This is a genomic window from Mesorhizobium erdmanii USDA 3471 (assembly GCF_000472705.1).
In the GTDB taxonomy this organism is placed as follows: Bacteria; Pseudomonadota; Alphaproteobacteria; order Rhizobiales; family Rhizobiaceae; genus Mesorhizobium; species Mesorhizobium erdmanii.
Genome location: NZ_AXAE01000030.1, coordinates 74130 through 80652, shown reverse-complemented (window position 1 = coordinate 80652; position 6523 = coordinate 74130). Strand labels below are relative to the sequence as shown.

Here is a 6523-nt window from a genome sequence, read left to right as displayed (position 1 = left end):
TGTTTGATCCCAGGCTTTGATGGGGCATCCTTATCTTCCGAATCAAAGGATGCGCTATGGGCCAGGTTCTGCATGGGAGCGCCACAACGACAGAGGCGGTCCGTCGAGCGATACAGTATAGTCAAGAGAGCCTGAGGGCTCTGGCCAAGCGCTACGGGATCAACCAGAAGACGGTCGCCAAGTGGAAGAGGCGAACTTCAGTCGCCGATCTGCCGACTGGTCCGAAGGAACCGAGATCGACAGTGCTCTCGATCGAGGAGGAGGCAATCATCGTCGCCTTCCGGCGCTACACGTTGCTACCGCTCGACGACTGCTTTTATGCCTTGCAGCCAACCATCCCGCACCTGACGCGGTCTTCATTGCATCGCTGCCTGCAACGCCATGGCATCGGCCGCCTGACGGATGTCGAGGGTGACAAACCGGCGAAGAAGAAATTCAAGAGCTACCCGATCGGCTACTTCCACATCGACATTGCCGAGGTGAGGACCGAGCAGGGCAAGCTGCACATGTTCGTCGCCATTGATCGGACCTCGAAGTTCGCCTTCGTCGAGTTGCACGAGAAGGCCCCCACCGCCGTATCAAGAGACTTTCTACTGCGCCTGATCGCGGCCGTTCCCTACAAGATTCATACCGTGCTTACCGATAACGGCATTCAGTTCACCACGCCCGGTGCCGGTGGCTCGGCGGTGCCGCTGATCAAGGAGGCAATCGCCAATGGCGAGATCTTCCGCGCTCACGCCTTCGAGTACACCTGCGCCAGGAACGACATCGAGCATCGCACGACCAAGGCGAGGCATCCGTGGACCAACGGCCAGGTCGAGCGAATGAACCGAACCATCAAGGACGCCACCGTCAAGCGCTTCTACTATGAGGGCCACGACCAACTACGCACCCATCTCGCCGACTTCGTTGCCGCCTACAATTTCGCTCGCAGGCTCAAGACCCTCAAAGGTCTCACCCCATACGAGTTCATCTGCAAGGCATGGGTCTCACAACCGGAACGCTTCAAACTCAATCCGCTCCAGCAAATGCCGGGACCAAACATTTAGGCGCTGGCTCCGGTATCGCGCGACCGCTATGAGCGTGCGAGCCTGAACATTCGTCGGTTTGGCGCATGGACGCTTCTGTTTGCCTGAGTGCCGCTCGTTGGGAAGACGACGATGGTACCGTTGGCTGGGATCGAACCAGCGACCTCCGGATCCACAATCCGGCGCTCTAACCAGCTGAGCTACAACGGCACACTTGCCTGAGCGGATCGAAGTGGAAAACCACTCGGTCGCTCTGTCGTTCGGCGATGCGTCCTTACGGGCTTATGGATTTTAATTCAAGGCTTTTGCGAAGCAAAGACCACTTCCTCACATCTCGCCGCTTTGGGCGGGATTCGCCGGGCAAAGAAAAAGGCCGGCGGGAGGAGGTGCCGGCCTTTTCCTGTTACGAGCCAGCGGGAGGAGGTGCTGGCTGGTCACCCCGGGGAGCAGAGGGAGGAGGTTCCACTCGCCGGGTATTCGTTGTTGGCTACCATCATACGCCTGATCACCTTAGGGAAAATGCGACCTTTTGTTGCATCTTCAGATCATGCGCGAATATTAGGCAGCCTTGATGTCCTTCACGGCCTTCTCGAAGGCGGTCTTGATCGGCTTGGAGACGTCCTCGGCCGCCTTGGAGGCAACCGCCTGGAAGTCCTTGGCCTGCTCGACGGACAACTCGATGCGCTTGCGCAGGAAGGAGGTCTGCAGTTCGACGACTTCCGACAGCGACTTGGCGCCGATCAGGGCTTCGAGATGCGAAAAGCCGGCTTCGGCATTGGCGCGCAGCGCCGCGATGGTCTTGAGCGACAGGTCGCTGGAAACAGTCTTGGCGGTCTCGTAGGTCGACTCCAAAGCCTTCTGGGTCTCCTCGGCGCCGGTCTTCAGCTTGGCATAGGCCTCTTTCGACTGCTCAACGCCCTTTTCGGCGAAAGCGCGGATCTGGTCGGTGGCCTTGGAAGCGTCGAAGCTCGGGAATTCAACGTTTTCAATCGTCTCGGCAGTCTTGGTCCTGGACATTTTTCCATCCTTGTCAGCGGCAGCGGCTTTGACAGAAAGCCGTCTCGTTCAGTTATGATGGCAATATAACGGCAAATTTTGTGCATTGCAATATCTTTGTTGCAGTGCACCATAATTTCTTTCGGGCCGTTAACCAAAAGCCCAGAAACCAGCCTTTGCACGTTCTGGCTTGTGGACCTTCGCGCCGCTGGCTTTTATTAACAAAGCGTTAACTGCAAATTTCGCCGCTCCGTGAGGGTTCGCCAAGCGCATGCCGTCCGAATATTCCTTCCTCGACGTCGCCGTGCTCGACGCGGTTCGCCAGCGCTTTGCCGCCGGCGACGCGATCGCGATCCTTTCGGTGGACCTGGAGCAGGTGATCTGGGCCAATGGGCCGGGCGCGGCCGTATTCGGCTACCCCGACATCGAAGCGATCATCGGCGCCTCCGCACAGCTGCCGCTGATCGCCCGCCGCCAGATCATGGCTACCAGCGGTTTTCCCGAAATCGGCAGCGATCGTGGCATCACCGTCAGGTTGGCGACCGGCATGACCAGCCGCACCGTCGGCTTCCAGGCAAGTGCGGTGACACTGCCCGACGGCGAGAAGGCGATCATGCTGGCGGTGCCGGCGGCACAGACAGGTTCGCGCAGCGCTGCCGAGATCGCCAGCCGGGCGATCAGTGGCTTCACCGAAGACGGCCATTTCATCGCCTTCATCGATGCCGGAGGAAAGGTCGAGGCCGCGTCTGACGGCTTTTCAGGGCTCGGCATCCAGCCCGCGACACTGGCCGCGCTGGTGGCCGACGTGGCTGCCGAGGGCGAGCGTATCGTCAAGCGCCTGGTCCCGGGCGGCAACACCTCCTACCCCGCCGGGCTCGCCCGGCTGACGCCGGAGCGGCATCTCCTGGTGGTGATCGACGAGGATCGGCTCGAGGACAATGCTTCCACGGCAGAGGTAGATGAGCCCGCTGCAGCAGCGAAAAGCCCTGCCAACGAGGTTCACGATGCGGCAGCCGTGGCGGAAAGCAACGCGACGGAAACCGAGCCCCGCCAGAACGGTCAGCCGACCGCGGATGCGTCCCAGACGGAGGCGATCGAGCCGTCCCCCATCACCGCCGCTTCCGAGCCCGTGGCCGAAGATGAGCCGGAACCGGCAGCGCAAGAGATGGCGGAGCCGACCGAGCCGACACCCGTTGCCGCCGACAATGATCAGCCGGCGGCGGGCGGCACGCCAGCGCAGCACGATCATTGGTATTTCAATGCAGGCGAGGACGTCGCGCGACTCGCCCCGGCCACTCCGGAACCGACAAGCGAGGCCATCGCGATCGGCACCGAGGCTTCGGTGGACAGCACGAAGCAGCACGAGGCCGCCTCGCCGACTGCTCCAACCACCCCCTCGGCTCGCACGATCGACCGCTCGGCAGCGCCTCTTCGCTTCGTCTGGCGCACCGACGCCGAGGGCAAATTCAGCACGCTGTCGCCGGAATTCGCCGCCATCGTCGGCAAGCCGGCGGCCGAGGTGATCGGCCGGCGCTTCAAGGATGTCGCGGCGGCCTTCGGCCTTGACGCGTCCGGCGAGATCGCCGGCCTCTTGGAGCGGCGCGATACCTGGTCCGGCCGCTCCGTTCTGTGGCCCGTCGTCGGCACCGATCTGAAAATCCCCGTCGACCTCGCGGCTTTGCCCGTCTATGGCCGCAGCCGCGCCTTCGAAGGTTTTCGCGGCTTCGGGGTTGCCCGCGCCAGTGACGCCGTCGTCGATCCGGAGGCCATCGGCATGGCGCTGGTGCCCAATGGCGAGGCGCCGGTGGCGCCAGAGCCGGAAGCCGTCGAACCTGTCGCCGAAGAAGTCGAGGAACCAAACGCGGCAGACCCGTTCAAAGGCGAGGTGCCGGCGCTGACCATCGTGCCGAAACAAGAGCGCCGCTTCGCCGACAAGGTCATCCGCCTTGCCGAACACCGGCAGCCGGCCAACGACAAGGGGCTGTCAACGCTGGAACGCAGCGCCTTTCGCGAGATCGGCGAACGGCTGAAGAAGGACAGTGCGTCGGCCGAACCGTCCAAGGCCGACAAGCCCGGCATCGAAAGCCCAACGAAACCGGAGACGAAGACACCGGCCGAGCCCGCGGTGGGAACAACGACGGAAGTCCCGACCGCGAAGACGGAAGCTTCGATCGGGTCCATGGGCGAGGCGTCGACGCCTGATGCCGTCCCGGATCACCCGACGGCAGAGGCCGGAGAGATCCTGGCCACGAAACCGGAGTATGATGCGGTGCCGGCCGAACCGTCCGATGCGGATGGCGATGAAGGGGACGAGGCGGATCTCGCACGGCTCGACGGCGCCCATCCGGACGACGTGGTTTCCAGTGAGGATACCGGCACGCCGTCCGGTGCGACGACATGGTCGCTGCTCAGCTACGCCGACCGCGACGACGCGCCCGACCCGATCGCGGACAATGACAAGCATACGGTCTCTGAACCGGAAGCTGCGGAACCGGAAAGCGCCGAGCCCGCGGCGATCGACGACGAACCGGCAGATGCCGATGCGGGACATGTCACGGCCGACGACGACAGCATGACGGCGGCCGATTTTCGCGATGCCGAGGACAATGAGGATTGGAACGACGGCGCGGAAGATGCCGCGATTGGTGATCGGGCCGCGGAGCATGTTGCGCCGTCGACGGACGGGCAAGCCGTTGCGCCGGCCGCCGGGACTGTCAGTGCAAGCGATGCCCACGTCCAACGCCCACGCCTGCAGGTGCCGCCGCTCAAGACAGAAGGGTTCGTGCCATCGGCGTTCTCCGTCGGCGACGAAAGCAAGGTGCCGGACACCATGCTGCTCGCCAAGCTGCCGGTACCGCTGCTTATCCATTCGAGCGACCAGTTGCACTATGCGAACGAGGAGTTCCTCAACCTGACCGGTTACGCCGAGCTCGACGATCTCGAGGATGCCGGCGGCCTCGGCGCGCTGTTTGCCGATCCCTATGCCGACGACGGCACCTCCGACGGCAGCGACCGGGCGCTGCGGCTGAAGACGCGCGATGGCCAGGAATTCCCGATCGACGCCATCCTGCGCTCCGTTCCCTGGCGCGATGGCAAGGCGCTGATGCTGGTGGTGCGCCGTACCGGCGAGGATGACGCGCCTGCCGTGCTCGCGGTCGGCGAGGAGCCGACGCAGCCCGACATTTCCGAACTCAAGGCACGCATCGCCGAGATGCGCACCATCATCGACACCGCCACCGACGGCGTGGTGCTGATCGGCAGCGACGGCACCATCCGATCGATCAGCCGCCCGGCCGAAGCGCTGTTCGGCTTCGACAGCGACGAGGTGACCGGCAAGCCGTTCGCCTCGCTGTTTGCCATCGAAAGCCAGCGCGCGGCGCGCGACTATCTCACCGGACTGTCCGAGCCCGGCGTGGCGAGCGTGATGAATGACGGCCGCGAGGTGATCGGGCGCGAAGCGCAGGGGCGCTTCATCCCGCTGTTCATGACCATCGGCCGCTTGCCCAACGACAGCGGCTTCTGCGCCGTCGTGCGTGACATCACGCAGTGGAAGCGGGCCGAAGAGGATTTGACGCAAGCGCGCGCGGTGGCCGAACGGGCTTCCTCGCAGAAAACAGATTTCCTCGCCCGCATCAGCCACGAGATCCGTACGCCGCTCAACGCCATCATCGGCTTTTCCGAGCTGATGGTCGACGAGAAGTTCGGGCCGGTCGCCAATGACCGCTACCGCGACTATCTGCGCGACATCAACCGCTCGGGCAACCATGTGCTCGATCTGGTCAACGACCTGCTCGACATCTCGAAGATCGAGGCCGGCCAGCAGGAAATGGCCTATGAGGCGGTGTCGCTCAACGACACGCTGGCCGAGACGGTGGCGATGATGCAGCCGCAAGCCAATCGGGAACGCGTCATCATCCGCTCCAGCTTCGCCTCGCGGCTGCCGGAGGTGGTGGCGGACCTGCGCAGCGTGCGCCAGATCGCGCTCAACATCCTGTCCAACGCCATCCGCTACACCCAGGCCGGCGGCCAGGTGATCGTGTCGACCGCCTATGAAACGTCGGGCGACGTCGTCATGCGGGTGCGCGACACCGGCATCGGCATGAGCCAGGCCGAGATCGAGCAGGCGCTCAAGCCGTTCAAGCAGATCAACGCGCTGAAGCGCGGACGCGGCGACGGCACCGGCCTTGGCCTGCCGCTGACCAAGGCGATGGTGGAAGCAAACCGCGCCCGCTTCACCATCAACTCGACGCCCGGCGAAGGCACGCTGGTGGAGGTCGCTTTCCCCTCGACCCGGGTGCTCGCGGAATAGCAGTCCCGCCAGCCCGCTCATGCAAAAGAAAAAGGCGCCCTGGAGGACGCCTTAAGAGATGGGATTGCTGTCACAACGGGGGCTTGAGCGAATTCAGATCCTCCGGGGGCTGAGGAACGGGATTTCTCCCTCAAGTTACATGCGACTATCGGGGTCGGGCCTTAACAAGTCCTTACCGGCGGCCCAGAAA

General features: G+C 63.6%; 3 protein-coding genes and 1 tRNA gene. 2 read left to right on the top strand and 2 right to left on the bottom strand.

Translation table 11 applies throughout. The features are described 5' to 3' along the window. The first annotated feature begins 56 nt into the window (after positions 1-56). Positions 57-1049 carry an IS481 family transposase gene (locus A3AU_RS0123445; RefSeq protein WP_027055055.1) on the top strand — a complete coding sequence of 331 codons (993 nt, stop codon included), beginning with the start codon at positions 57-59 and terminating at the stop codon, positions 1047-1049. A gap of 112 nt (positions 1050-1161) precedes the next feature. Here A3AU_RS0123445 and A3AU_RS0123440 read toward each other — a convergent pair. After that, positions 1162-1238: transfer RNA gene (locus A3AU_RS0123440), tRNA-His, on the bottom strand. A 348-nt stretch (positions 1239-1586) separates the two neighbouring features. After that, complete coding sequence (locus tag A3AU_RS0123435; RefSeq protein ID WP_027055054.1) at positions 1587-2045, bottom strand: phasin; 459 nt, start codon at positions 2043-2045, stop codon at positions 1587-1589. Between the two features lie 250 nt (positions 2046-2295). Here A3AU_RS0123435 and A3AU_RS0123430 point away from each other — a divergent pair, with 250 nt between their 5' ends. After that, a complete protein-coding gene (locus tag A3AU_RS0123430; protein ID WP_027055053.1) occupies positions 2296-6333 on the top strand; it encodes a PAS domain S-box protein in 4038 nt (1345 codons plus the stop codon). The last annotated feature ends 190 nt before the right edge of the window (positions 6334-6523 follow it).